Consider the following 24,846-nt stretch of genomic DNA (forward strand, 5'->3'; position numbering starts at 1 on the left):
CTGTCGCGGCCACGCCAAGCGCCCAAGGCCGCATCGGCGATGGACCTCCGCCCCTGGCGATCCTATTCAATGCCTTGGCATGACCCAGGCTTCCCCCATCCCCACCGATCCGGCCGCGACCGCCCCGGCAGAACCGGCCACCCCGGAGCTGCTTCACCAGGGCATCACCTTCCCCGAGGGTCTGGCGCTGGATTGCGGCGCCGTGATCGCGCCCATGACGGTGGCCTACCGCACCTACGGCACGCTGAACGCGGACCACAGCAACGCGGTGATGGTCTGCCACGCCCTGACCGGCGACCAGTATGTGGCGGAGCCACACCCGATCACCGGTAAGCCCGGCTGGTGGGAAGCGGTGGTCGGCCCCGGCAAGCCGGTGGATACCGACCGCTTCTTCGTGATCTGCGCCAATGTGCTGGGCGGCTGCATGGGCTCCTCCGGCCCGCGGGAGGAGAAGCCGGGCGCCGGCGGGCAGCCCTGGGGCACCGATTTCCCCAGCATCACCATCCGGGACATGGTGCGGGCGCAGAAGATGCTGGTGGACCGGCTGGGCATCGCGCGCCTGCTGGCCGTCATCGGCGGCTCCATGGGCGGCATGCAGGTGCTGGAATGGGCGGCGACCTTCCCGGACATGGTGTTCGCCGCCGCGCCCATTGCCACCGCGCCGCACCACAGCGCGCAGAACATCGCCTTCGACGAGGTCGGCCGCGCCGCCATCCATGCCGACCCGGACTGGATGGCCGGGCGGTACTGGGAGGACGGGCGCATCCCGGCACGCGGCCTCTCGGTCGCGCGGATGATGGCGCATATCACCTACTTGTCCGAGCAGGCGCTGAGCCGGAAGTTCGGCCGCCGGCTGCGCGGTGCCTCCGCCCTGACGTTCCTGGAGGATGTGTTCGAGGTGGAGAGCTACCTGCGCCACCAGGGCAGCACCTTCGTCAACCGGTTCGACGCCAACAGCTACCTGACCATCACCCGCGCGATGGATTACTTCGACCTCTCGGCCGAGCATGGCGGCAACCTGGCGGCGGCCTTCAAGGGCACGCGGACCCGCTTCTTCGTCGCCAGCTTCGACAGCGACTGGCTGTTCCCCACCAGCGAGAGCCGGGCTTTGGTGAGGGCGCTAAACGCCGCGGCGGCCAATGTCTCCTTCGTCGAGATCGCTTCCGACAAGGGGCACGATGCCTTCCTGCTGCACGAGCCGGAATTCCATGCGGCGCTGGGCGGCTTCCTACGAGGTGCGGCGGAGCGGGCGGGGCTTTAACAGACCGTTTGGGAACTCTGCTGCTTGGTCACGGCAGGCTTTGCCGCGCCCGCCTTGTCGGTGGCCCAAAGATCCTGGCCGCAGCCGCCAGAGTTTCCAAACGGTCTCCAAGGACCCCTGCCGACCCGGCTTCGTATGACCAAGGCGGGCGCTGCCGATTCGCCGCCGCGGCACGCCAAAAATCTGCCGGCCGCTGCAAATTTCTTCCGTTAAAATTCGTTTAGTAAACGCGAAGCCAAAACGAAAGGGTAGGCGAGGAAGCGTTCGATTTATTCAACCAGATCGTTTCGGAACAAGAGCATGGCAGTTTGCCAGCAGCCGCTGAATCGAAGATTCCGCTGTTGATGCATCGCGCGAAATGATGCATTATCGCAACAAATTGAACGCAACCCAACCGTATCCTTGGCGTTAAACTCCCCGTAAACACACAAGACCTGGGTCCCCTGCCGGGACGCTGACCTGGGCTTCGGAAGAGGATGGAGACCGGACATGCTTAAGCGCAAAGCCTTGCTCGCCGCCGCTGCTCTCATGACGCTGACGGTTTCTCCCGTCCTCGCCCAGGGTTCCGGCAGCGGTGGTGACCAGAACATCAACAATTTCGTCCGCCAGTCGCCGGAAGGCATGCAGCCGCAGAGCAACGGCGTGCCGACCATCGTTGGCAACCGCGACGGCCAGCCAGTGATCCGCTATGAGGGCGCCCGCCCCGGTCAGCCTGGCGTCGAGGACGGCCGCGTCCCCAACATCGTTGGCAACCGTGATGGCGAGCCGGTGATCCGCTACGGCAACGCGCCGACGCCGGCCGAAGGCGCGGCCTCGGCACAGCGTCCGCCGATGGCTGGTTCGGCCATGGGTGGCTCTGCCCGCGCGCCGATGGACCCGGCCGTGTCCGCCAAGGTCGGGCCTGCCCTGACCCGCGCGCGCGCTGCCCTGCAGCGCGGCAACTACGGCGCCGCCGCCGTGTCGCTGGAACAGGCCGAGACCAGCCTGCTCAACGCCCGGTCGGACGGCACGACCGGCCACGCCGAAGCGCTGAGCAGCATCAGCGCCGCCCGCGCTGCCGCCAACCGCCGCGACCGCCGTGGCGCCATGCAGGCGCTGGACGGCGCGATGGGCGCACGCGGCTAAGCGCGAAGCCTTCGCCAGGACCGATCAGGGGCAGGCCGCAAGGTCTGCCCCTTTTCTCATCCGCCGCCCTGCCGGTATGAGGATGGCCTGAACGTCGCGGGGTGCCTGCCATCATGTCCGATACCGCCGAGCCGATTCGCTTCGTCGCGAAGAACATGCGGCTCGACTTGCGCCTGATCGCGGACATGATCCCGCCCGGCGCCAAGGTGCTGGATATTGGCTGCGGCGACGGCGTGCTGCTGGAGCACCTGACCCGCGAGAAGAACGCCGATGCCCGCGGCATCGAGATCGACATGGCGCAGGCCACCGCCGCCGTCGCCCAGGGCCTGGCTGTCATCCACGGCGATGCCGATAACGACCTGGCCTTCTACCCGGACGATGCCTTCGACTATGTCGTGCTCTCCCGCACCATCCACGCGGTGGAGAAGCCACGCGAGGTGCTGCGGCAGATGCTGCGGATCGGCCGGCACGCCATCGTCTCCTTCCCCAATTTTGGCCACTGGGAAGTGCGGATGAAGCTGCTGCTGACCGGCCGCATGCCGATGACCGAGACCTGGGGCCGCCCCTGGCACGAGACGCCCAATATCCACCCCTGCACCATGCTGGATTTTTTCGACCTGTGTGCCGCCGATGGCTACACGGTGGAGCGCTGGCTGGCGGTGGACGAACGCGGCCTCAAGGCCCCGTGGGAGCGCTCCGTCCGCCTGGCTAACCTGTTCGGCGAGCAGGCGCTGTTCCAGTTGCGCCGGACGGTGCGGGACTGATGGCAGCAGCGGGTGGCGGCGCGGTTGGCCGCGCTGGCTGAAAGCCGGCTTCGTGCCATAAGATTTTGATGGGGCGAATGGGCTGAACCGGCGATGGCCGGTGCTCGCCATGCCTCCGGCGCGCCACCAGGGGGCGTGTGCCGCCCCGTGCCGTCACCGATGGGTGTGTTTGGTCAGGCCGCCATGCGGCGCGCGGCGCCATCGCGCGCCAGTAGGGAAAGGGCTTCGGCCACCAGCGCCGCGGCATCCTCCGACCCCAGATCCTGGCAGCATCGCTCGACATGGCTCATCAGGCGCATGACGGCAGCGAGGTCGCGGCGCGCCTGCTCGGTCCAGAGGACCGCAGCGATCGGGGTGTCCATGACGATTGACCGGAAGTTAAGGGTGGGAATGGGCGCGGCGATTAAACCATTCCCATCATCACGGCCAGAAAAAACAGCGGGACACCGAATCGGCGCCGTCAGGCATTCCCTTGGGGGTAGTGCAGCAGCACCATCAGCGGGTCCTGCTCCTCCAGCGTCACGGCCGGGCCGGGCAGCAGGGAGGCGGCGAGCGCAACATGGCGGGCGGCATCGGCCGCGCCCAGGTTGCGGCACTCGGCCTCGATATAGCTCAGCATCAGCATCAGGGCGCTACGGTCGATCCGCTTTTGCGGTGCGGCAAATTTTGCAGGCATGGCGCGGGCTTTTCCAGGGCAGAGCTAAACTCACGATTTCGTGATTTAGGGCGGGGAGGGGCGGCTGACAAGCGCGATCTTCCACGCAACTCGCCATGGCCAAACCGGATGGCAGGCCATACTTTGATGCATGGAAGGCCGGGTGGTAGTGCCGCCCGCCGGCCAGGCGTGAAGACGATCGGCGAACCCGGCGCGACAATGCAGCCGGGGACAAGGATACGGACCCGGCCGTGGCGGTGGCCCCGGGAACGGAAGAAACAAGTCGAGTGTCTTAGGAGGACATCGCATGGCACGAGTGGCCCTGGTGACTGGTGGGCAACGCGGCATTGGTGCCGCGATCAGCGAGCAACTGCAGAAGGCCGGCCGCAAGGTCATCGCCTCCTACGCCGGCAATGACGCGGCCGCGGCCGAATTCACCGGCCGCACCGGCATTCCCACCATCAAGTTCGACGTCTCCGACTACGAAGCCTGCAAGGCGGCGATCGCCAAGGTGGAAGCCGAGCACGGGGCGATCGAGATCCTGGTGAACAACGCCGGCATCACGCGCGACGGCACCATGAAGCGGATGGACCGCGACATGTGGGATGCCGTGATCGATACCAACCTTGGTTCCTGCTTCAACCTTGCGAAGCTGGTGTGGGAGGGGATGAGCGCGCGCAAGTTCGGCCGCATCGTCAATATCGGTTCGATCAACGGCCAGGCTGGCCAGTACGGCCAGGTGAACTACGCCGCCGCCAAGTCCGGCATCCACGGCTTCACCAAGGCGCTGGCGCAGGAAGGCGCGCGCGCCGGTATCACCGTGAACGCCATCGCCCCTGGATACGTGGATACGGAGATGGTGCGCGCGGTGCCGGAGGACGTGCTGCAGAAGATCATCGCCCGCATTCCCGTCGGCCGGCTGGGCCATGCCGAGGATATCGCGCGCGGCGTCTGTTTCCTGACCGCGGACGACGCCGATTTCATCACCGGCTCCACCCTGTCGATCAACGGCGGCCAGCACATGTACTAACGCGGCTTCCGGCCGGTCCGCGTCGCGCGGCCCGGCGGTGTGCCACAAAGAAAGCCCATGACCGCAGCCGGGTTCCGGCGGTGGTCATGGGCTTTTGCGCTCCGGAGCATGGCCATGCCCGGCGCGGTCGTTCGAGCATGATGCGTCAACATTCTCTCACGCATCATGCTCGCGTCTTCGCCGGATGATTCAGGCTTTCGGTGATTCCACCTCAGCCATCACGCTCTAGCGGTTCACGACAGGCTCGTTGCGGCCACCAATCATGCGGTTGGCGACCCAGGACACCAGCGCCACGATGATGGCACCAAAGAACGCCGCCCAGAAACCGGAGACGCGCATGCCCGGCATCAGCCCGGCCGTCAGCGCGAACATCGCGGCGTTCACCACCAGTGTGAACAGGCCCAGCGTGATGAAGGTCAGCGGCAGTGTCAGCAGCGCCAGGACCGGGCGGATCAACGCATTGACCAGACCGAAGACGATGGCGGCGATGATCATGTTGATCGGGCCGGAAAAGCTGATGCCGGCGATCAACATATCCGCCACCCAGAAGGCGACGGCGGTGATCAGTGTGCGGATGATAAAGCCCATGGTGAACCCCCAATCTCTCTCTCGCGGAAACGCCAGAGGCCGCGCTTGGTTGCGAGGGTTTGTTGCATACCCGAGATAGAATGAGCCTGGGGATCACACTTGCAGAGCAAAGGTGCCGCCACTGCACCGCACAAGCGAAGGGCCGGAAGAATCTCTCCCGGCCCTGACGCGGATGAACGGCAATGCGTCGCCGCATTATGCCAAGGGTGCTGGCGGAGGTGCCTGCTGGCCTTAGATGTTAGATTTCGTCGTCGAAGCCGGCGTCGTCAAAGCCGCCATCCGCCGCCGCGTCATCGCCCCAGTCGCCGCTGGCATCGTTGACCGGGGAGGCATCCTGCTGGCCCGGGTCGGTCCACGGGCTGGTCGCGGCGCCGACGGCTTCCTGGCCGAAATCGCCCACCGCGCTGGCGGCGTTGGTGGCCGCTTCGGCGGCGCCGCCGGAGAACATGCCCATCAGCGCGTTACCCAGCACCATGCCGCCGGCGACACCCGCCGCCGTGGTCAGCGCCGAGCCAAGGAAGCCGGAGCCGCCGCGGCCCTGCTGCATCATCGCCGGGTTGACGCCCATCGGCGGCTGCATCGGCTGCGGGCGGGGCGACATCGGCACCTGGCGGCTGGTGTTGGCGCCACCGCCGAACATGCCGCCGAACAGGCCGCCACTGCGTGGCTGCTGCGCCGCCGCCTGGGCTTGCGCCTGCGTGTTCTCCAGCTGCCATTCCAGCTCCTGGATGCGGTTCTGCGCTTGCACCAGCGCATGTTCCTGCACGAAGGCCGTCTGCGTCAGCCGGTAGCGGGCCTCGGGGTAACGGGCGAACAGGTCGCCGATCAGGCGGTCAGCCTCCGGGTCCACAGGGGGAAGGGGCGGCTGAGACTGAGTGGCGGGCACGCTCGCGCCACCCCAAGGGGAAGCGGGGCGGGCCTGCGGGGCGGCCACACCCGCCATGCGCTCGACAAAGGCGGAAATGATGCGGCGTTCTTCTTCGGTCATGTCAGCTCCCCTCGCGGGGCCTTCCCTGGCAGGTGTGTTCGGCGCACCGCGGCGAAGCACGGAGCGTGCAGAGGCAATTGGACCGTCGACGCAGCGTATTCAAGCGGGGATTAACTTTTATCCACCTTTGTTTTGTGACGGTGCGCCGGGCTGTGAGGCAGTCCGGCGGCGCCTGGGTGGTGGTGGCTGATCACAGCCGCCCTCGGTTCCATTCCGCCGCACCTGATGTGCGAACCAGGTGGCTGATGCTGCGCTGGATGTGACGGACGGGGAGCAGAGGCCGGGGAAAGAATTCCCCGGACCCCTTCTTTTCTATTTTCGAGTTTGCCAGGCAGGCCGTTGAGAGGGCGGGTCTGGGAGACGGCTGGGTGCGCCGGAGGTCCAGGACCTCCGGCGACTGAGGGTTCAGCCCGCGTGGCCCATTATCAATACATCAAGCAACGTCCGCTCTCAGTCCCGAAGCCCCACACTAAACTCGAAGAAAAAAGAAGGGGCCCGGGGAATTCTTTCCCCGGCCTTCCGCCACCCCCTCGCCGCAGCGAACCCCTCAGGCCGCAGAAACGAAAAGCAAGTCGGTGAGCAAAGGTTCCCCCATCCGGCCGGCCAAGTCACCCGCCCATGGCCAGCCCCAGCCGGCGCCACTCGATCTTCGGGCATCGGTCCATCACCACCACCAGCCCCGCCGCACGGGCACGCTCGGCGGCGGCGTTGTCGATGACGTCCAGCTGCATCCAGACCGAGCGGGCACCGAGGCGGATGGCCTCGTCCACCACCGCGCCGGCTTCCTCGCTCCGGCGGAAGATGTCCACCATGTCGAGCGGCCCGGCATCGGCCAGGGCGGCGACGACAGTGGCGCCATGCAGAGTCTGTCCCGCCAGGCCCGGGTTGACGGGCGTCACGTCGACCGCCCGCTGTACCAGGAAGCCCGTCACGTCGTTGGAAGGACGGGACGGGTTGGCCGAGGCGCCGACCACGGCGATGCGTCTGGTATTCAGCAGCAGGGAACGGATGGCGGCGTCATCCAGGCCATCGGCAGGGGTCATGGCATTAGCCTTCACGGTCACGGTGCAGGATGCGGAAGCTGTCGGGCTCCAGCGTCAGGTCGAAGCGGGTGCCATCGGCCATCACGGCATTGTCCACGTCCCACAGCCCGTCATCCAGCCGGATGCGGCCGTGGCTCTGGAAGCCGGCGCTGCGTAGCGCCTGATCGATGCGGGTGACTTCCTCGGGCGTCGCATCGCGGTCCGGGGTGCTTTCCAGGAATACGCGGTAGGTCTCGGGCGTCACGCGCAGGTCGTGGCGGTTGCCCTGGGCGTCCACGGCGTCGTCGACTTCCCACACGCCGTCATCGAGGTCGATCTTGCGCCACTGCTGGTAGCCCTGGGCACGCAGCGCTTCGGTGATGCGGGCGGTCTCGGCCTGGTCGGGCTGCCGCGCCTGGGCGGAAGGGGCCAGGGCCAGGGAACCGAAGGCAAGCCCGGCCAGCAGCGCGGGGGCAACGAGGAGGGAGAGGGTCGGCTTCATCGGCGGCTCCATTCAGTATCGGCACCCTGCGAACGCCGGGGGGCGGCGGAGGGTTCCGCTTCCCCCTGGCTTCAAAGCGTAACCGCCTGATGCCGGCAGGCGTGACCGGCCACCTGTCGGCCGGGACGCGGCGCAGGCGTGGCGGCCGCTCTCGCGACCGTTGCCACGCCCGGCCATGCCGTCAGTAGAGGACGACGCCGCGAATGCTCTCGCCCCGCGTCATCAGGTCGAATCCCTCATTGATCTTCTCCAGCGGCATGGTGTGGGTGATCAGGTCGTCGATGTTGATCTTGCCGTCCATGTACCAGTCGACGATCTTCGGCACGTCCGTCCGCCCGCGCGCGCCACCGAAGGCGGAGCCGATCCAGCGGCGCCCGGTGACCAGCTGGAACGGCCGGGTGGAGATTTCCTGCCCCGCCGCCGCGACGCCGATGATGGTGGAGACGCCCCACCCCTTGTGGCAGCACTCCAGCGCCTGGCGCATCAGCGTGGTGCTGCCGACGCACTCGAAGGAGTAGTCGGCACCGCCATTCGTCAGCTCGACCAGGTGGCCGACGAGGTCGCCCTGGATCTCCTTCGGGTTGACGAAATGCGTCATGCCGAACTTGCGGGCCATCTCCTCCCGCGCCGGGTTGATGTCGACGCCGATGATCTTGTTGGCGCCGACCATGCGGGCGCCCTGGATCACGTTCAGCCCGATACCGCCGAGGCCGAACACCACGACATTCGCCCCGGCCTCCACCTTGGCGGTGAACAGCACGGCGCCGAGGCCGGTGGTGACGCCGCAGCCGATGTAGCAAACCTTATCGAAGGGAGCGTCCTCCCGGATCTTGGCCAGCGCGATCTCGGGCACCACCGTGTGGTTCGCGAAGGTGCTGGTGCCCATGTAGTGGTGGATGGGCTTGCCGTTGCAGCTGAAGCGGCTGCTGCCGTCCGGCATCTGCCCTCGGCCCTGCGTCACGCGGATCTTCTGGCAGAGGTTGGTCTTCTGGCTGAGGCAGTAGTCGCATTCGCGGCATTCCGGCGTGTACAGCGGAATGACGTGGTCGCCCTTCTTCAGCGTGCGCACGCCGGGGCCGACATCGACCACCACGCCCGCGCCCTCATGGCCCAGGATGCTGGGGAAGATGCCTTCCGGGTCGGCGCCGGAGAGGGTGTACTTGTCGGTGTGGCACAGGCCGGTGGCCTTGATCTCCACCAGCACCTCGCCCTCGCGCGGGCCTTCCAGATCCACGTCCTCGATCGACAGGGGCTTGCCGGCTTCCCAGGCAATGGCGGCGCGTGTCTTCATGGGTGGATTGTCCTTGTTACAAAGTTACAAAGTCTCGGGGTTACAAGAGCCTTGGGGCGTGGCCACCGCAGGCGGCCCGGGCGGGAAGGCGCCGCCCCAGGCAGGCCGGCGCGTCCTCTCCGTCTCCGTCGGCCTCCGGCGGCGGGGCACGTCATCGGGCGCAAACTGGCATGGCTTGTCCGGGCGTGAAAGGTGGGCATCTATCAGGGCATGCGCATCCCCTTCCTCTCCCGTCAGCCCCAGGTCGCCATGGTGCGGCTTGCCGGCGTCATCGCCGCGCGGGGCGGGCCCGGCACCGGCCCAGCCCTCAATATCGAGCACATCGGCCCGGTGCTGGACCGTGCCTTCGCCCTGAAGCGGCTGGCCGCGGTGGTTCTGGCCATCAACTCGCCCGGCGGCTCCCCGGTGCAGTCGGCGCTGATCGGCGCCCGCATCCGCAAGCTGGCGATTGAGAAGAAGGTGCCGGTCATCGCCTGCGTGGAGGATGCGGCGGCCTCCGGCGGCTACTGGCTGGCCTGTGCGGCGGACGAGATCGTCGCCGACGGCGCCAGCATCGTCGGCAGCATCGGCGTCATCTCCTCCAGCTTCGGCCTGCAGGAGGTGCTGGAACGCTTCGGGGTGGAGCGGCGGCTGACCACCGCCGGTGGCCAGAAATCCTTCATGGACCCGTTCCGCCCGGTGGAGCCGGAGCAGCAGGCGCGGCTGGAAGAGCTGCTCGCCGCCATCCACGTCGAGTTCAAGGACTGGGTCCGCACCCGCCGCGGCGCCAAGCTGACCACACCCGAGGAAGCCCTGTTCAACGGCCGCTTTTGGACCGGGCGGGAAGCCCTGCCGCTCGGCCTGGTGGACCGCCTGGGCCACGCCGATACCGAAATCCGCCGCCGCTTCGGCGAGAAGGTGAAGGTGGTGCGCTTCGGTGGCCGCAAGCCCTCCCTGCCCTTGCGCCTGCTGGGCGGGGCGGCGGCGATGGCGGAGGAACGGGCGGCCTGGGGGCGGATCGGGCTGTAGCGTGCCCCTCTCGCTTTTGCCGGAGAGGAAGGCCGGGGAAAGAATTCCCCGGGCCCCTTCTTTTTTCTGCGAGTTTGGCGTGACGCTTCAGGACCGAGAGCGGACGCTCTTGATGATTTCAAATATGGGCCACACGGGCTGAACCCTCAGTCGCCGGAGGTCTTAGACCTCCCGCGCACCCTGCCGCCTCGGGGAGCGCCTCAGCAGCCGTCCCGGAAAATTCGAAAAAAGAAAAGAAGGGGCCCGGGGAATTCTTTCCCCGGCCTTTCCCAACCCCGCGCATCCGCTCCCAACCCCTTGACGGAACCCGGCAATCCTGCCGATTGCAGACAGGCGCTGACCGAGAAGCAGACACGGCGGGAGAAGACATGGCGGACGACCAGGACGCGTTGAAGCAGTTGCTCGACCTGCGGAAGAGCATCGACAACATCGATGCGGCGATGATCCATATGCTGGCCGAGCGGTTTCGCTGCACGCAGCGCGTGGGTGCCCTGAAGGCCACGCACCACCTGCCGCCGGCGGACCCGAAGCGGGAGGAGTTCCAGGTGGCGCGGTTGCGGGACCTGGCGAAGCAGGCCGACCTGGACCCTGAATTCGCCGAGAAGTACCTGGCCTTCGTTATCAAGGAGGTCATCCGCCACCACGAGGCGTTCGAGCGCCAGCCGCAGGGCTGACTTCCGCGCTCGCAGGGGCTTGTAGGGCGGCGGTGGGCGGATGGGGCCATAACGGCGGCCAAACCGTAGAAGGACGCTGCCATGATCCTCCGTTCCGCCGCCTGCGCCGCTTTGCTCCTGCTGCCCATGGCGGCGCAGGCCCAGACCTTGCTGGTCGAGGGCGTGGAGAGCCGGCGGGAGATGGATTGCGCGGGCCGGGATGTCGATATCAACGGCTTCGGCCACCGGGTGACGCTGACCGGCCAGTGCGGCACGGTCTCGCTGCACGGCGCCAATCAGACCGTGACCCTGGAATCCGCCACGCGTCTGGTGGTGACCGGGGCGGAGAACTCGGCCAAGGCCAGCGGCACGTTGGGCGCCCTGCTGGTGGAAGGCCATGGCCATAACGTGACCGGCGCGATGCCCGAACAGGCCGAGAAGCCGGCGATGGTGGAGGTGACGGGTGAGGGCTCGGTGCTGGACCTGGTGCTGAACGGCCGCACGCGCATCGTCGTCGCCGGGGCACGGCATAAGGTGCTGTGGTCGGCCCGCCCTGGCGTGCCGGTGCCGCAGGGCGACATCAGCGGCATCGGCAACGTGGTGGAGCGCGCACCGCAATCCTGAGCGCCTGCCAGCGCTTGACAGGGGTGGGGTGGGGCGCGGCAATCCTTCCCCAGCAGCGTGGTGGCTCGCAGCGTTCGCGCTGCGGGCCCGAACCACGCAATGAACCCAGGCGGGGAGCCCGGTGCGTGGACGCATCGCGCGCCCTTCCCCTGGATACCGAGGAGCGCAGGCGCATGGACACCAACATCCCCACCACCGACACGCGGCTGGACAAGCTGGCGGAAGTCGCCGTGCGCGTCGGCCTGAACCTGGCCGAGGGGCAGGAGCTGGTGATGACGGCGGGCATCGACAGCCTGCCGCTGGCCCGCAGGATCACCGAGGCCGCCTACAAGGCCGGGGCCTCCCTGGTCACCACCATCCTGGGCGACGACCAGATGGCGCTGGCCCGCTACAAATATGCCCGTGACGAGAGCTTCGACCACGCTGCCGGCTGGATGTTCGAGGGGATGGCGGCCGCCTACCGCTCTGGCGCCGCACGGCTGGCGATCGTGGGCGACGACCCCAATCTGCTGGCCGGGCAGGACCCGGAGAAGATCGCGCGCGCCAACCGTGCCCGCTCCAAGGCCTACCGCCCGGCGCTGGAGCTGATCACCGCCTCCGCCATCAACTGGACGCTGGTGCCCTTCGCCAATGCCGCCTGGGCCCGCACCGTCTTCCCCGACGTGGCGGAGGATGTGGCGGTGGCGAAGCTGTGGGACGCGATCTTCGCCGCCACACGCGCCGACCGGCCGGACCCGGCCGCCGCCTGGGAAGCGCACAACGCTACCCTGCTGGCCAAGCGGGATATCCTGACCGGGCACAATTTCCGCGCCCTGCGCTTCACCGGCCCGGGCACCGACCTGAAGGTGGGCCTGGCGGACGGCCATGCCTGGATGGGCGGCATCTCCACCGCGAAGAACGGCATCTCCTCCAACCCTAATATCCCGACGGAGGAAGTGTTCACCACGCCGCATGCGGCGATGACGGAGGGCACCGTCTCCGCCACCAAGCCGCTGGCGCATGGCGGCACGCTGATCCGCGACATCAAGGTACGGTTCGCCGGTGGGCAGGTGGTGGAAGCCCATGCCAGCACTGGCGAGGAAGTGCTGCAGAAGATGATCGGCACCGATGAAGGCGCCCGCCGGCTGGGCGAGGTGGCGCTGGTGCCGCATTCCTCGCCGATCGCGCAAAGCGGGCTGCTGTTCTTCAACACGCTGTTCGATGAGAACGCGGCCAGCCACATTGCCCTCGGCCAGGCCTACAAGAAGTGCTTCGTGAACTCGAAGACGCTGACGGATGAGCAGTTCACGGCGGCGGGCGGCAATTCCAGCCTGATCCATGTGGACTGGATGATCGGCTCTGCCAGCGTCGACGTGGATGGGCTGGACGCGGCGGGGAATGCCACCGCCGTCATGCGCAAGGGCGAGTGGGCGCTGTAGGCGGCGCCCTGTTGCATCAGACGCAACCCGCTTAAAAAGAATCCAGCAGGGGACAGCGATTTCCCGCTTCCCCCGCTGGACGGGGCGGCCCGGCAGGGTCCACGCTGCCGGGCGTCATGCATGAACGCTTCGAGGGGCCGGCGCGCCCCAGCCCCGCCCATGTCACCGTCGATGAACTGAAGGTCCGGCTCGGCCGCGTCCGCGCGGCGCTGGCCGAACGCGGCCTGGCGGCGCTGCTGGTCTTCGCGCCGGAGAGCCACTACTGGGCCACCGGGCTGGATACCGGCGGCTACGTGTTCTTCCAGTGCGGCATCATCCCCGCCGACCCGGCCAGGCCGCTGACGCTGCTGACCCGGCGGCCGGACCTCTCCCAGGCCCGCGACACCTCGCTCTATGCCGATATCCGCATCTGGTACGATGCCAACGACGCCGACCCGGCCGGCGAGCTGCGCACGATCCTGGATGAGCTGGGCCTGGGCGGCCAGCGCCTGGGGCTCGAGACCGCCACTTATGGTCTGACCGGGCAGAACCATGCCGCCGTGCAGGCATCGCTCAACGGATTCTGTGCCCTGACGCCGGCTTCCGACCTCATCCACGCCATGCGGGCGGTGAAGAGTCCGTCCGAGATCGCCATCATCCGGCAGGCGGCCACGCTGGCCGATGCGGCGGTGGCGGCGGCCAGGGCGCGGCTGGCGCCCGGCCTGCCCGATTCCGCGCTGACGGCGGCGGCGATGACCGCGATCCTGGATGGCGGCGGCGACATGCCGCCGGCCGGGCCGCTGTGCAATTCCGGCCCGCGCGCGGTGTATGGCCGCGGCGTCGGTGGCCCGCGCATCTTGCAGGGGCAGGACCAGGTGGTGCTGGAACTGGCCGCCACCCGCCACCGCTACAATGTCTGTATCGAGCGCACGTTCATCCTGGGTGAGATGCCGGCGGCGCAGCGCCGCATGGCCGATACGGTGCGGGATGCGGTGGCGGCGATGGTGGCGGCGGCACGGCCCGGCAACTCCGCCGGTGCCATCGCGGAAGCCTTCGGCGCGGTGGTGGATGCGGCGGGCTACACCCGTAACCGCTTCGCCGCCTGTGGCTACCCGCTGGGCGCCACCTTCCGGCCAAGCTGGATGGACGTGCCGCCCATGCTGCACCCCGGCAACCCGACCCCCCTGCTGCCAGGCATGGTGTTCTTCCCGCATTGCATGCTGGGCGATGCGGAGAGCGGCCTGGCCTTCGGTTCTGGCGACACGATCCTGATCACGGAGGCGGGGGCGGAGGTGCTGACCCGCGCCCCCTTCCTCTAACCAACGCCCCCCTTCCTCTGAACAATGCAAAGGCAGCCTCATGCAGGATTTCTGGAGTGACGCGGCCAAGGTCGCGCAGGCACGGCTGGCCGCAGGGCGGATCGACCGGCGGACGCTGCTGGCCGGGCTGGCGGCGCTGCCGGCCGCCGGGTTGGCCGGGCAGGCCCACGCCCAGGGTGCGCGGCCGCGGGAGATCGTGCTGGCCAATTGGGGCGGCGATGCCGTCCGCGCCATGAACGACGCCTTCGCCAAGCCCTTCACCGCCGACCATGGCGTGAAGGTGGTGGTGGATTCCGGTGGGCCCAGCCTGGCCAAGATTCGCGCCCAGGTGGAGGCGCGCAACGTCGTCTGGGATGTGTGCGATTCCGGCGCCGGCACCAGTTTCACCCTCGGCCGTGGCGGCTTCGCCGAGGAGATGGACTACGCGATCATCGATACCGGCAAGGTGCTGCCGGAGGGCTTCCGGCTGCCCTACTGCACCGGCATCGCCGGCTATTCCAGCGTCATCGCCTGGGACCGCAAGAAGCTGGGGGAGGGGCCGCAGAACTGGGCCGAGTTCTGGGATATCCGCCGCTTCCCCGGGCGCCGCACCATGCGCAAGTCGATGAACGCCGTGCTGGAGGCCGCGCTGATGGCGGACGGCGTGGCGCCCGACAAGCTCTACCCGCTGGATGTCGATCGCGCGCTGGAGAAGGTGAAGCAGATCCGCCGCGAGGTGATCTGGTGGGACAGCGCCGCCCAGAGCCAGGACCTGCTGCGTTCCGGCGAGGTGACGGCGGGTTCCATCTGGTCCACCCGCGCCCGGCTGGTGCAGGAGGATACGAAGGGGCAGATCGACTACCGCTGGAACCAGGGCATCGTGCATGCCGCGGTTTGGGTGGTACCGAAGAACCCGCCGGCCGGGCGGGAATGGGCGATGCGGCTGGTGGACAGCACGATCGTGCCGGCCCGGCAGGTGGCGCTGTTGAAGGCGCTTGGCACCGGCCCCGCCAACCCCGCCGCCGCGTCCCTGGTTCCGCCGGAGCTCAAGGCGCACAACCCGATGGACCCGGACAATTTGAAGCTGCAGGTGGTGGCCGATGAGCCGTGGTACGCGGATAACTACCTGGCCGTGCTGAACCGCTTCAACGATGTGATTACCGGGTGAGAGGGAAGGCTGGGGGAAGGAATTCCCCCAGGCCCCCATCTTTTTTCTGTGGTTTTATGCGCTGTTGCTGGGTGCGGCGGGGCATGCAGGAACTGACGGCTTCCGCGTCCCGCAGGCGCTGCCGCGAGATTCATCCTGGCTTCCCCAGGCAGCGAAACGCCCGGCCTCTTGCCCCAAACCCGACTCGCAAAAAGAAGATGGGGGCCCGGGGAATTCCTTCCCCCGGCCTTACCCCGGCCCAGAGAAGGCCTCACCCCCCGACCTGAGCAACCCAATCCGCCAAGTTGTAGTAGTTGGAAACCCGTGCGATCCGCCCGGCGCGGATCTTGAAGAAGGCGCCGGCGGGCAGGATGTAGGTCTGGCCCTTCGCCTCCGGCAGGCCGTCATCGGTGGCCAGGTAGGTACCGTGGACGGTGAATTCGCCGGCGGCGCGGGTGCCGTCCGTGTTGGTCATCACCACGATATCGTGCAGCACTTCGCGGTAATGGGCGTTCATGCGGGCCATGAAGGCGCGGAAGGCCTCGATGCCGGTCTCGCGGCTGCCCTGGTTGATGTCGTGGGCCACGTCGTCGGTCAGCAGGGCCAGCATGCCCTCGGCGTCGCCGGCGTTGAAGGCGGCGTAGTAGGCGCGGATCAGGGCCTCGGCGCTGGTACTGCGGGTCATGGGCGGGCGCCTTCCTTGCCGGTCGATGGGGTTGGCCGTTATGGTGCGCTGCACGGCGCGGTCGCAAGTCCCCTCATGTTTCCAGGCGGCCGCCCCCCAACGAGCGCCCCGAAGGCCCGACGCCAGACCCATGACCGATACCGCCCTTGCTGCCCCCATCGTTTCGAAGGCGGCCAAGCCGCTGTCCTTCCAGGATATCATCCTGACGCTGCACCGTTTCTGGGCGGCGCAGGGCTGCGTCATCCTGCAGCCCTACGACATGGAAATGGGCGCCGGCACCTTCCACCCCGCCACCACGCTGCGGGCGCTGGGCGAGACGCCCTGGAAGGCGGCCTATGTGCAGCCCTCCCGCCGCCCGGGCGATGGCCGCTATGGCGAGAACCCCAACCGGCTGCAGCACTACTACCAGTACCAGGTCATCATGAAGCCGAGCCCGGAGCAGGCGCAGGACCTGCTGCTGGCCAGCTACCGCGAGATCGGGCTGGACCCGCTGCAGCACGATTTCCGCTTCGTCGAGGATGACTGGGAAAGCCCGACGCTGGGCGCCTGGGGCCTGGGCTGGGAAGTGTGGTGCGACGGCATGGAAGTGGGGCAGTTCACCTATTTCCAGCAGGTCGGCGGCATCCCCGTGGTGCACCCGAGCTTCGAGATGACCTACGGGCTCGAGCGCCTGGCGATGTACGTGCAGAACATCGAGAACGTGTACGAGCTGGATTTCAACGGCCAGGGCGTGAAGTACGGCGACGTGTTCCTCCGGGCGGAGCGCGAGTACAGCGCCTTCAACTTCGAGCACGCGAATGTCGAGAAGCTGTTCCAGCACTTCCAGGATGCGGAGGCCGAGTGCGCCGCGCTGGTGGAGCGCAGGCTGGCCCTGCCGGCCTACGACCAGTGCATCAAGGCCAGCCATCTGTTCAACCTGCTGGACGCACGCGGCGCCATCAGCGTGACGGAGCGGGCCAGCTATATCGGCCGGGTGCGCACCCTGGCCAAATCCTGCTGCGAGATCTGGGTGGCGGGCGCCTGAGGGGCATCCCCTCGCGGCCCACCCTTCCTGCTGAACATGATTGATCGCTAGGCGCCCACTCCCATGCCCGAACTTCTGCTTGAACTGTTCTCCGAGGAAATCCCGGCCCGCATGCAGGCGAAGGCCGCCGAGGACCTCGCCCGCCTGCTGGGCGATGCGCTGAAGGGCGCCGGCCTCGCCGCGCAGGACGTGCGCAGCTTCTACGGTCCACGCCGGCTGGCCCTGGTCGCCACGCTGCCCGCCGCCACCGCCCCGGTGGCCGAGGAGGTGGCCGGCCCGGCGCCGGATGCGCCTGAACGCGCGCTGGTGGGCTTCCTCGGCAAGGTCGGGCTGGGGGAGGCGGAGATCGCCACCATCCGCCAGCACGCGGAAGCCTTCGCAGCCTCTGGCGAGCCGCAGGCCTGGACGGCCGGCGGCGTGGGCCTGGCCATCCGCAAGGAAAAGAAGGGCGGCAAGCTGCTGGCCAGCCTGAACAAGCCGGCGATCTCCATCGCCGACTTGCTGGCCCAGCACCTGCCGGAACTGCTGCGCCGCTTCCCCTGGCCGAAATCGATGCGCTGGGGCGGCACCAGCCAGTTCGTCTGGGTGCGGCCGCTGAAGCGCATCCTGTGCCTGTTCGATGGCCAAGTGGTGCCGTTCTCGCTCGCCCAGGGCGAGGATGATGGGCACGGGCTCGCATCCTCGAACCAGACCGAGGGGCACCGGTTGATGTCCCCCGGCGTGTTCGCGGTGCGCGACTTTGCCGACTACGCGGCGCAACTGGCGGCCCGCCACGTCGTTATCGACCCCACGGAGCGCACCAAGCTGGTGCGTGACGGTATCGCGGCCCTGGCCGCGGCGGAGGGTGTCGAGATCGTGCCGGATCAGGGGCTGTTGGCGGAAGTGGGCGGGCTGGTCGAGTGGCCAGTGCCGCTGCTGGGCCGCATCGACGACGCCTTCATGGACCTGCCGGCGGAGCTGATGCGCACCACCATGCGCGTCAACCAGCGCTATTTTGCTCTTCGCAAGCCGGATGGGTCGGCGGCGCCGTTCTTCGCGCTGGCCGCCAATATCGCGGCGACGGATGGCGGCACGGCGATCATCGCCGGCAATGAGCGGGTGCTGCGCGCCCGCCTCTCCGACGCCCGCTTCTTCTGGGACCAGGACCGTAAGCAGGCGCTGGAGAGCTTCCTGCCGAAGCTTTCCTCCGTCGTGTTCCACGCCAAGCTCGGCACCCAGGGCCAGCGTGTGCAGCGGCTGGAGAAGCTGGCGCGCTTCCTGGCGCCGAAGCTGGGCGCCGACGTGGCGCTGGCCACCCGCGCCGCAGGGCTGGCCAAGGCCGACCTCGCCACCGGGCTGGTGGGCGAGTTCCCGGAGCTGCAGGGCATCATCGGCCGCTACTACGCCCTGCACCATGGCGAGGCGCCACAGGTGGCGGAGGCCATCGCCGCGCATTACCGCCCGGCCGGCCCCGGCGATTCGGTGCCGAACGAGCCGGTGGCCATCACCGTGGCGCTGGCTGACAAGATCGACCAGTTGGCAGGCTTCTTCGCCGCCGACGAGCGGCCGACCGGCTCGGGCGACCCCTATGCGCTGCGGCGCGCGGCGCTCGGCATTATCCGCATCATCCGCGAGAACGGGCTGCGGCTGGATCTGGCCGAGGTGTTCGCGGAAGCCTTCTTCGGCTTCCCGCAGGCCGTGGGCAGCACCGCCGAGCCGGAGTTCGGCATGGCCGTCGCCAGCGAGAAGCTGAACAGCGGCTGGCAGCCGGAGCCGAAATCGGACTACCCGCCGATGGTGGCTGCCTTCGCCGCCGGGCTGATGGATTTCCTGGCCGAGCGCCTGCGCGTGCAGCTGCGGGCCGAGGGCCAGCGGCATGACGTGCTGGCGGCCACGCTTGGTGCCGGCACCGATGCCGACCTCGTGCGCCTGCTGGCGCGCACGGATGCGCTGCGCCAGTTCCTGGAAGGCGAGGATGGTGCCAACCTGCTGACGGCCAGCCGCCGGGGTGCCAACATCCTCCGCATCGAGGACAAGAAGGACGGCCCGCACCAGCCCGCCACCGACACGGCGCTGCTGGCGGCGGACGAGGAAAAGGCGCTGGCCGCCGCGCTGGATGCCGCCGCCCCGGCGGTGGATGCGGCGCTGGCCGCGGAAGATTATTCGGCGGCCATGGCGGCCATGGCCAAGCTTCGCCACCCTGTTGACGCTTTCTTCGAACAGGTTGTGGTCAACGACCCGGATGCGGCGCTCCGTCGCAACCGGTTGGGCCTGCTGGCCCGCTTGCGGGCCCTGACAGATCGCGTGGCGGATCTCGCCAAGATTGAAAGCTGAGGATAACCGGACATGCAGAAGTGGGTGTATGGCTTCGGCGCTGGCCGCAATGACGGTAAGGCGGAGATGCGGAACCTGCTGGGGGGCAAGGGCGCCAACCTGGCGGAAATGGCCTCCATCGGCTTGCCGGTTCCGCCCGGCTTCACTATCACCACCGAGGTCTGCACCTACTACTACCAGCATGAGAAGCAGTATCCGCCCGAGCTGAAGGCCCAGGCCGACGAGGCGCTGGCGCGGATCGAGGAGGCCGTCGGCCTGACGTTCGGCGACGAGGCGAAGCCGCTGCTCGTCTCCGTCCGCTCCGGCGCCCGTGTCTCCATGCCGGGCATGATGGACACCGTGCTCAATCTCGGCCTGAACGACCGCACGGTGGAGGGCCTTGCCACCGCCTCCGGCGACCCGCGCTTCGCGTGGGACAGCTATCGCCGCTTCGTCCAGATGTACGGCTCGGTGGTGCTGGGCGTGGACCACCACCGGTTCGAGGAGATCATCGAGGACGCCAAGATCGCCAAGGGCGTCTCCGAGGACACGGAGCTGACGGCGGAGGACTGGCAGCGCGTCGTCACCGAATACAAGGCGATGGTGCAGGAGGTGCTGGGCAAGCCCTTCCCGCAGGACCCGCAGGAGCAGCTGTGGGGTGCCATCGGCGCCGTGTTCGGCAGCTGGATGAACCAGCGCGCCAACACCTATCGTCGCCTGCATGACATCCCGGCCGACTGGGGCACGGCGGTGAACGTCCAGGCGATGGTCTTCGGCAATATGGGCGAGGACTGCGCTACCGGCGTCTGCTTCACCCGCGACCCGAGCACCGGCGAGAACATCTTCTATGGCGAGTACCTGATCAACGCGCAGGGCGAGGACGTGGTGGCCGGCATCCGCACGCCGCAGCCCATGTCCAGCCTGCGCGCGAAGAAGAACGAGCGCAGCATGGAGGAGGCCATGCCGGCCGCCTATGCCGAGCTGGTGAAAGTCCGTGACACGCTGGAAAAGCACTACACGGACATGCAGGACATCGAGTTCACCGTGCAGCAGAACAAGCTGTACATGCTGCAGACCCGCAACGGGAAGCGCACCGCCGCCGCCAGCCTGAAGATCGCCGTCGACATGGCGCAGGAAGGGCTGATCGACCGGAAGGAGGCGGTGAAGCGCGTGGCCCCGGCCTCCCTGGACCAGTTGCTGCACCCGACGCTGGACCCGAAGGCGCCGCGCAAGGTGCTCTCCAAGGGCCTGCCGGCCTCGCCGGGCGCGGCCTGCGGCGTGGTGGTATTCTCGGCCGATGAGGCGGAGACGCGTGCCACCAAAGGCGAGAGCGTGATCCTGGTGCGGATCGAGACCTCGCCCGAGGACATTCACGGCATGCATGCCGCCAAGGGCATCCTGACCACGCGCGGCGGCATGACCAGCCACGCGGCGGTGGTGGCCCGCGGCATGGGCCGGCCCTGCGTGGCCGGTGCCGGCGGCGTCATCGTCGACTACAACAGCCAGCAGCTCTCGGCCGGTGGCCAATTGGTGAATGGTGGCGACATCATCACGCTGGATGGCGCGACGGGCGAAATCTTCCTCGGCGCCGTGCCGATGGTGGAGCCGAAGCTCTCCGGCGATTTCGCCACGCTGATGGGCTGGGCGGACGAAGTGCGCCGCCTGCGCATCCGCGCCAATGCCGAGACGCCGCTGGATGCCGATACCGCCAAGAAGTTCGGTGCCGAGGGCATCGGCCTCTGCCGTACCGAGCACATGTTCTTCGACCCATCGCGCATCAGCGCGGTGCGCCAGATGATCATGAGCGAGTCGGAAGGCGGCCGGCGTGATGCGCTGGCAAAACTGCTGCCGTTCCAGCGCGACGACTTCTCCGAGTTGTTCCGCATCATGGCCGGCATGCCGGTGACCATTCGCTTGCTGGACCCGCCGCTGCACGAATTCCTGCCGCACCGGGAGGAAGAGTTGGCCGAGGTGGCGGAAAGCCTGGGCGCCGACCTCGCCACCATGAAGCGCCGCGCGGCCGACCTGTCGGAAGCCAACCCGATGCTGGGCCACCGTGGCTGCCGCCTGGGCGTGACCTACCCCGAGATCTACGAGATGCAGGCCCGTGCCATCTTCGAGGCAGCGATCCTCATCGCGAAGGAGACCGGCAAGGCACCGGTGCCGGAGATCATGATCCCCCTCGTCGCCGCCAAGAAGGAGCTGGAGATCACCCGCGCCCAGGTGGAGAAGGTGGCGAAGGAGGTGTTCGCCGAGAGCGGCACCACCATCGAGTATCTGGTCGGCACCATGATCGAGCTGCCGCGCGCCTGCCTGACGGCGGACGCCATCGCCGAGGCCGCCGACTTCTTCAGCTTCGGCACCAACGACCTGACGCAGACGACTTTCGGCCTGTCCCGCGACGATGCCGGCAAGTTCCTGCCCTACTATGTCGACAAGGGCATCCTGCCGAAGGACCCGTTCGTGTCGCTCGACCCGGATGGCGTTGGCGCGCTGGTGAAGATCGCCAAGGAGAAGGGGCGGGGGGTGAAGCCTTCCCTCAAGCTCGGCATCTGCGGCGAGCATGGCGGCGACCCGGCCTCCATCCAGTTCTGCGAGAGTGTCGGGCTGGATTACGTCTCTTGCTCGCCCTACCGCGTGCCGGTGGCACGGCTGGCCGCGGCGCAGGCGGCACTGGCCGGCGGCGTCGATCGCACGGCCTGAGCCTCGGGGCTTTTGAGAGGGGCGCGGCCCCTCTCAAACTCTCCCCGCCAAAGGCCTGAGGCCTTTGGGAACCCATTTTGGGTGCCAGGGTGAGAGCGGATGCCGCCAGAGGCGGGGCGGAACTCCGCTGATCTGCCGGGCGTCTTTCAAATCGCGGTGCAGGGGATCGTATCCCCTGCCAGGGGCGTTTGAGGGGGCAGAGCCCCCTCAATTCTGTTCCATCCCTAATGCAGTTCGGACAGTCAGCGCGAACCGATATTCGCTGCCCCGGGCTCTCAACCCTGTCGGGCGGCGCGCAGCAGCAGGCTGATTGCCAGGGCCAGCATCGTGGTGCCGACTGCCAGTTCCAGCACCTTCCAGGCGGTGGGCTTCGCGAAGAGCGGCGCCAGCATGCGGCCACCATAGCCGAGGGCGCAGAACCAGCTGGCGCTGGCCAGGGCGGCGCCGAGCACGAAGGCCGGTTGCGCCGCCACTGGCTCCGCCGCGCCGATGGAGCCGACCAGCAGCACCGTATCCAGGTAGACATGCGGGTTCAGCAAGGTGAAGCCGGCGGCCTGGGCCAGGGCGGCGCCCAATGTCAGCGCTTGCGCGCCACGGGCCGCTACCAGGGCACCGGGGGCCAGGGCCCGGCGAAAGGCGCCCACAGCGTACCACCCCAAAAAGGCCGCGCCGCCGAGCGAAAGCGCCAGCCGCAGGGACGGCGCCTGGCCCAGCAACGCGCCCAGCCCGGCGACGCCGAGGGCGATGAGCAACGCATCCATGGTGGCGCAGAACAGCACGATGGGCCCGACATGCTCCCGCCGCAGCGCCTGGCGCAGCACGAACATGTTCTGGGCCCCGATGGCGATGATCAGGGCGGCGGAGACGGCGAAGCCGTGGGCGAGGCTGGCGAGGTAGAGCATGGGCGCTGCCTTGCCCTGCGGCTCTACAGTAGTAAAACTCAAATTCCTTATCGTGATGAAGCAGAACTTAATCATGCTGGATTATCCCGCCCTTGCTGCGCTGGCCGCCGTGGTGCGGGAAGGCAGCTTCGAGCGTGCGGCCTTTGTGCTCGGCGTCACGCCCTCCGCCATCTCGCAACGGGTGCGGGGGCTAGAGGAGCGGCTGGGCGCGGTGCTGGTGGTGCGCGGCCAGCCTTGCAGCGCCACCGAGCCGGGCGCGCGGCTCTGCGCCCATGTTCGCCAGGTCTCGCTGTTGGAAGGGGAACTGACGGCCGGCATGCCCGGGCTGAGCGCGGCGGAGGCGCGGCCGACCCTGCGCGTGGCGCTGAACTCCGACAGCCTGGCTACATGGTTCCCAGCGGCCGCCTCACACTTTGCCACCGGCAGCGCCGCGCTGCTGGACCTGCTGCTGGACGACGAGGAGCACACCGCCGGCCGCCTGCGCGCCGGCGAGGTCCTGGCGGCCGTGACCACCGACCCGGCGCCGGTGCAGGGTTGCCGGACCCTGGCGCTGGGCTCGCTACCTTATGTGGCGGCAGCCAGCCCGGATTTCGTCCGCCGCCACTTCCCGGGTGGCGTGGACGAAGCCGCGCTGGCCCGGGCGCCCACCCTGCGCTTCGACCGCCGGGACGGCCTGCAGGACCGTTGGGCCCGGGCGGTTAGCGGGGTGCCGTTGCAGGCGCCGACGCACTGGGTGCCCTCCACGGAAGGAATGCTGAATGTCAGCCTCGCCGGGCTGGGCTGGGCCATGGCGCCGCTGATGACGGCGGCGCCGCATCTGGCCAGCGGCGCGTTGGTGGAACTGGTTCCGCGGCGGCGGATCGGGGTGGCGCTGTATTGGCAGCATCTGCGCCTTGGCGCCAAGGTATTGGAAACGCTGACATCCAGCGTGCGCCACGCCGCCGCCCACCAGTTGCACCCAATGGAGGAAGGCTGAGGCCGGGCTTCAGCCGGCCTGCTCGGGCAGCCGCATCCAGCCCGGCACATGCGGCAGCAGGCGCGCCTCGCCGCAGGTGAAGGCCTCGTCGCCCCGCACCGGCATGCGCAGCAGCGCCAGGCCCAGGCCATCCTGGCCGGAGCGCATCTCGCCCACCTCCGCGCCGCCTTCCCGCAGCACCGGGGTGCCGCGTGGCGGGACGGGGCCCTCGATAGTGACGGGGAAGAAGCGCTTCTTCAGCAGGCCGCGATACTTGGTGCGGGCCGTCAGTTCCTGCCCCATGTAGCAGCCCTTGCTCCAGGACACGCCGGCCAGCTCGTCGAAGCCGGCTTCCAGCAGGGTGCTCCTCTCCGCCTCCATGTCCTTGCTGCCGTCGGGCAGGCCGAGTGCCAGCCGGTGGCGGTCATACGCGTCGGGCGTCGCGTCCGCGGGAAGGGCCTCGGCGGCCGGGGCCAGGGCGCGCCAGCCGGCATCAGGGTGGCGCGGGTCCGGCGCCGCGATGCCGGCCGGCAGCGCGGCGCCGCCCCAGCCGGCCTGGACCGACCAGCCCTCCAGCACCGCCAGCGCTACCTTGGAGCGCAGGCGGAAGCGGGTCAGGCGCTGCACCAGCATGGCGGCCTGGGCGGCTTCCACGTCCAGCAGCAGTCGCCCGTCCTCGGCGAAGATGAAGAAATCGGCCAGCCATTTGCCCTGCGGTGTCAGCAGCGCGGCCCAGACGGCGCGGCCCGGCACGGCCTCCGCCACGTCGTTGGACACCAGGCCTTGCAGGAAGGCCACGCGGTCCTCGCCAGTGAGTTCGATGATGGCGCGATCGGGGAGGGAGGTCTGGGGCATGTCCGCAGATTTGGCGCGTCTGGCCCCTGGTGCAAGCGGGGTGGCGCTGCGCTGAGCGCTCAGCCGTGCTAAGCGGC

The 24,846-nt window shown here is 68.4% G+C and carries 24 protein-coding genes; 14 read left to right on the plus strand and 10 right to left on the minus strand.

All coding sequences use genetic code 11. The features are described from left to right. The first annotated feature begins 79 nt into the window (after nt 1-79). The 3 genes from metX (at nt 80) to metW (ending at nt 3,150) form a co-directional block, all read left to right on the plus strand. Nucleotides 80-1,261 carry a homoserine O-acetyltransferase MetX gene (gene metX, locus IBL26_RS10350; protein WP_241749237.1) on the plus strand — a complete coding sequence of 394 codons (1,182 nt, stop codon included), beginning with the start codon at nt 80-82 and terminating at the stop codon, nt 1,259-1,261. Between the two features lie 489 nt (nt 1,262-1,750). Further along, nucleotides 1,751-2,386 carry a hypothetical protein gene (locus tag IBL26_RS10355; protein ID WP_187784408.1) on the plus strand — a complete coding sequence of 212 codons (636 nt, stop codon included), beginning with the start codon at nt 1,751-1,753 and terminating at the stop codon, nt 2,384-2,386. Between the two features lie 155 nt (nt 2,387-2,541). Then, nucleotides 2,542-3,150 carry a methionine biosynthesis protein MetW gene (gene metW, locus IBL26_RS10360; RefSeq protein ID WP_187784486.1) on the plus strand — a complete coding sequence of 203 codons (609 nt, stop codon included), beginning with the start codon at nt 2,542-2,544 and terminating at the stop codon, nt 3,148-3,150. A gap of 173 nt (nt 3,151-3,323) precedes the next feature. On the opposite strand, the gene IBL26_RS10365 is transcribed toward metW, so the two are convergent. Together IBL26_RS10365 and IBL26_RS10370 are read right to left on the minus strand one after the other, a co-directional pair. Then, nucleotides 3,324-3,512 carry a soj family protein gene (locus IBL26_RS10365; protein ID WP_187784409.1) on the minus strand — a complete coding sequence of 63 codons (189 nt, stop codon included), beginning with the start codon at nt 3,510-3,512 and terminating at the stop codon, nt 3,324-3,326. A 98-nt stretch (nt 3,513-3,610) separates the two neighbouring features. Then, on the minus strand, nt 3,611-3,826 hold the full coding sequence (locus IBL26_RS10370) for a hypothetical protein (RefSeq protein ID WP_187784410.1): 216 nt from the start codon (nt 3,824-3,826) through the stop codon (nt 3,611-3,613). A gap of 286 nt (nt 3,827-4,112) precedes the next feature. On the opposite strand from IBL26_RS10370, the gene phbB reads away from it, so the two are divergent. After that, nucleotides 4,113-4,835, plus strand: a complete 723-nt coding sequence (gene phbB / locus IBL26_RS10375) for an acetoacetyl-CoA reductase (protein ID WP_187784411.1) — start codon at nt 4,113-4,115, stop codon at nt 4,833-4,835. Between the two features lie 225 nt (nt 4,836-5,060). On the opposite strand, the gene IBL26_RS10380 is transcribed toward phbB, so the two are convergent. The 5 genes from IBL26_RS10380 to IBL26_RS10400 all read right to left on the minus strand — a co-directional run bounded on the left by IBL26_RS10380 (nt 5,061) and on the right by IBL26_RS10400 (nt 9,226). Continuing rightward, entirely contained in the window at nt 5,061-5,423 is a 363-nt protein-coding gene (locus tag IBL26_RS10380; RefSeq protein ID WP_187784412.1) for a phage holin family protein, read from the minus strand. A 238-nt stretch (nt 5,424-5,661) separates the two neighbouring features. Continuing rightward, on the minus strand, nt 5,662-6,411 hold the full coding sequence (locus IBL26_RS10385) for a DUF2076 domain-containing protein (protein WP_187784413.1): 750 nt from the start codon (nt 6,409-6,411) through the stop codon (nt 5,662-5,664). A gap of 608 nt (nt 6,412-7,019) precedes the next feature. Continuing rightward, complete coding sequence (locus tag IBL26_RS10390) at nt 7,020-7,454, minus strand: CoA-binding protein (RefSeq protein ID WP_187784414.1); 435 nt, start codon at nt 7,452-7,454, stop codon at nt 7,020-7,022. A gap of 4 nt (nt 7,455-7,458) precedes the next feature. Beyond that, nucleotides 7,459-7,935 carry a PepSY domain-containing protein gene (locus IBL26_RS10395; protein WP_187784415.1) on the minus strand — a complete coding sequence of 159 codons (477 nt, stop codon included), beginning with the start codon at nt 7,933-7,935 and terminating at the stop codon, nt 7,459-7,461. Between the two features lie 181 nt (nt 7,936-8,116). Then, complete coding sequence (locus IBL26_RS10400) at nt 8,117-9,226, minus strand: S-(hydroxymethyl)glutathione dehydrogenase/class III alcohol dehydrogenase (RefSeq protein ID WP_187784416.1); 1,110 nt, start codon at nt 9,224-9,226, stop codon at nt 8,117-8,119. A 192-nt stretch (nt 9,227-9,418) separates the two neighbouring features. On the opposite strand from IBL26_RS10400, the gene IBL26_RS10405 reads away from it, so the two are divergent. The 6 genes from IBL26_RS10405 (at nt 9,419) to IBL26_RS10430 (ending at nt 15,374) form a co-directional block, all read left to right on the plus strand. After that, the gene (locus IBL26_RS10405) at nt 9,419-10,234 is read left to right on the plus strand and encodes a S49 family peptidase (RefSeq protein ID WP_456316407.1); all 816 of its coding nucleotides are present in this window, start codon (nt 9,419-9,421) and stop codon (nt 10,232-10,234) included. A gap of 368 nt (nt 10,235-10,602) precedes the next feature. Continuing rightward, entirely contained in the window at nt 10,603-10,908 is a 306-nt protein-coding gene (locus IBL26_RS10410) for a chorismate mutase (RefSeq protein WP_187784417.1), read from the plus strand. An 81-nt stretch (nt 10,909-10,989) separates the two neighbouring features. Next, on the plus strand, nt 10,990-11,511 hold the full coding sequence (locus tag IBL26_RS10415; protein WP_187784418.1) for a DUF3060 domain-containing protein: 522 nt from the start codon (nt 10,990-10,992) through the stop codon (nt 11,509-11,511). A gap of 173 nt (nt 11,512-11,684) precedes the next feature. Then, on the plus strand, nt 11,685-12,929 hold the full coding sequence (locus tag IBL26_RS10420; protein ID WP_187784419.1) for an aminopeptidase: 1,245 nt from the start codon (nt 11,685-11,687) through the stop codon (nt 12,927-12,929). A 116-nt stretch (nt 12,930-13,045) separates the two neighbouring features. Then, complete coding sequence (locus IBL26_RS10425; RefSeq protein WP_187784420.1) at nt 13,046-14,227, plus strand: M24 family metallopeptidase; 1,182 nt, start codon at nt 13,046-13,048, stop codon at nt 14,225-14,227. Nucleotides 14,228-14,267: 40 nt separating this feature from the next. Then, complete coding sequence (locus IBL26_RS10430; RefSeq protein ID WP_187784421.1) at nt 14,268-15,374, plus strand: ABC transporter substrate-binding protein; 1,107 nt, start codon at nt 14,268-14,270, stop codon at nt 15,372-15,374. A gap of 250 nt (nt 15,375-15,624) precedes the next feature. Here the strand turns inward: IBL26_RS10430 and IBL26_RS10435 are convergent, their stop codons facing one another. After that, nucleotides 15,625-16,038, minus strand: a complete 414-nt coding sequence (locus IBL26_RS10435) for a ketosteroid isomerase-related protein (protein WP_187784422.1) — start codon at nt 16,036-16,038, stop codon at nt 15,625-15,627. Nucleotides 16,039-16,168: 130 nt separating this feature from the next. Here IBL26_RS10435 and IBL26_RS10440 point away from each other — a divergent pair, with 130 nt between their 5' ends. From IBL26_RS10440 to ppdK, 3 genes are all read left to right on the plus strand, one after another. After that, entirely contained in the window at nt 16,169-17,062 is an 894-nt protein-coding gene (locus IBL26_RS10440) for a glycine--tRNA ligase subunit alpha (protein ID WP_187784423.1), read from the plus strand. 63 nt (nt 17,063-17,125) lie between these two features. After that, on the plus strand, nt 17,126-19,375 hold the full coding sequence (glyS, locus tag IBL26_RS10445; protein WP_187784424.1) for a glycine--tRNA ligase subunit beta: 2,250 nt from the start codon (nt 17,126-17,128) through the stop codon (nt 19,373-19,375). Between the two features lie 12 nt (nt 19,376-19,387). Continuing rightward, nucleotides 19,388-22,057, plus strand: coding sequence for a pyruvate, phosphate dikinase (gene ppdK / locus IBL26_RS10450; RefSeq protein ID WP_187784425.1), 2,670 nt, complete (start codon nt 19,388-19,390; stop codon nt 22,055-22,057). 275 nt (nt 22,058-22,332) lie between these two features. Here the strand turns inward: ppdK and IBL26_RS10455 are convergent, their stop codons facing one another. After that, nucleotides 22,333-22,959, minus strand: coding sequence for a LysE/ArgO family amino acid transporter (locus IBL26_RS10455; protein WP_187784426.1), 627 nt, complete (start codon nt 22,957-22,959; stop codon nt 22,333-22,335). A gap of 73 nt (nt 22,960-23,032) precedes the next feature. On the opposite strand from IBL26_RS10455, the gene IBL26_RS10460 reads away from it, so the two are divergent. Continuing rightward, nucleotides 23,033-23,935 carry a LysR family transcriptional regulator ArgP gene (locus IBL26_RS10460; RefSeq protein ID WP_187784427.1) on the plus strand — a complete coding sequence of 301 codons (903 nt, stop codon included), beginning with the start codon at nt 23,033-23,035 and terminating at the stop codon, nt 23,933-23,935. A 9-nt stretch (nt 23,936-23,944) separates the two neighbouring features. Here IBL26_RS10460 and ygfZ read toward each other — a convergent pair whose 3' ends face one another. Next, nucleotides 23,945-24,769 carry a CAF17-like 4Fe-4S cluster assembly/insertion protein YgfZ gene (gene ygfZ / locus IBL26_RS10465; protein WP_241749238.1) on the minus strand — a complete coding sequence of 275 codons (825 nt, stop codon included), beginning with the start codon at nt 24,767-24,769 and terminating at the stop codon, nt 23,945-23,947. Nucleotides 24,770-24,846 lie beyond the last annotated feature (77 nt).

It is taken from the genome of Teichococcus aerophilus, from assembly GCF_014490485.1.
GTDB lineage: Bacteria > Pseudomonadota > Alphaproteobacteria > Acetobacterales > Acetobacteraceae > Pseudoroseomonas > Pseudoroseomonas aerophila.